The organism is Haemophilus sp. HMSC61B11 (genome assembly GCF_001838615.1).
In the GTDB taxonomy this organism is placed as follows: Bacteria; Pseudomonadota; Gammaproteobacteria; order Enterobacterales; family Pasteurellaceae; genus Haemophilus_D; species Haemophilus_D parainfluenzae_AD.
Genome location: NZ_KV838012.1, coordinates 1 through 1,479, shown reverse-complemented (window position 1 = coordinate 1,479; position 1,479 = coordinate 1). Strand labels below are relative to the sequence as shown.

The following is a 1,479-nucleotide window of genomic DNA, read 5'->3' as shown; positions in this document are numbered from 1 at the left end:
GTTGAAGCAATCAATAACAGTGGTTGGTTAGCGAATGCAACTAAATCAACAGGTGAAATTGAAGGTACATCAACCGCAACTAAAGTGAAACCGGGCGCAGTTGTAAACTTTGACGCAGGTAAAAACTTAAAAGTTAAACAAACGCTTAATGGTGATGATCATACTTATACCTATTCCTTAGATAGCAACTTAACTAACTTAGATAAAGTTGTTGTTAATGGTAAAGATGGTGCTAATGGTAAAGATGGTGTAACTATCACTGGTCCAAATGGTGCTAAAGGTGAAGATGGTAAAGTCGGAATCACTGGCAAAGATGGTAAAGACGCTGTATCTATTGCAGGTAAAGATGGCGTTGGTCACATCGGTTTAACTGGTCCTAAAGGCGCAGATGGTAGCGACGGTAAATCTGTTGATATCTCAACAAATGATGGTACACAAACTTTAGTGAACCAAGAGCCAGGTACAGATAAATCACAACGTATTGTTTACACACCGAAAGATAAAGACGGTAATCCAATTAAAGGCAAAGACGGCAAAGATATTGTTCGTGAAGTTGCAACAATGGATGATGGTTTGAAATTCGCAGGAGATGATGGTCAAACAGATGACTCTAAAGTAATTGCGAAAAAACTTAACCAAAAAGTTGATATTGTAGGTGGTGCAGATAAAACTAAATTGACAGAAAACAACATTGGCGTGAATAACAAAGATGGTAAGTTAAATGTTCAATTGTCTAAAGATATCAATTTAACTGATGCTGGTTCAATTAAGTTTGGCGATAATAACTTAAGCATTAACAAAGATGGTTTAACAATCACCAATGGTCCAAGTGTGACTAAAGAGGGTATTAATGCAGGTAATAAAGCAATCACAAATGTGAAAGCGGGTACAAATAATACCGATGCTGTGAATGTTAGCCAATTAAATGAAGTGAAAGCAGCTGAACGTCATATTAAACCAGGTGAGTATGCAGTAGATAACAGCGGCAACGTAACCATGACTTATTTAGATGGTAATGGCCAAGATGTTACAAATGAAAAAGCGGTTATCACAGGCGTGGCTAAAAATGACTTAAGTAATATCACTAACGATGGTAAAAAAGTGATTACTGGCTTAGGTACTGTAGTTAAGCAAGGCGATAATGTTACAGTTACCGAGGAAACAGATTCTACTACAGGTCAAAAAACCTATACTGTTAGCACCTCTAAACAAAACTTAGGTGATGCAGAATTAGCATATAAATCTAATGGTGATGCTACAACTAAGAAAAAAGTTAAAGTATCAGAAGGTTTAGATTTCACAAACGGTAACTTCACTACAGCATCAGTGGATGAAAATGGTGTGGTTAAATACGATGTAAACGTTGGTGAGATCGAAAACGGTGCAAATGGTAAAGATGGCAAACCTGGCGTTAAAGGTAATGATGGCTTAGCAACCGTGAAAACTGTCGTTGAAGCAATCAATAACAGTGGTTGGTTA

At 37.1% G+C, this 1,479-nt stretch carries 1 pseudogene; it reads left to right on the top strand.

Features of this window, described 5'->3' with window-relative positions:
* Positions 1-1,479 (top strand): annotated as a pseudogene (locus HMPREF3263_RS10485) (adhesin); the annotation flags it as partial.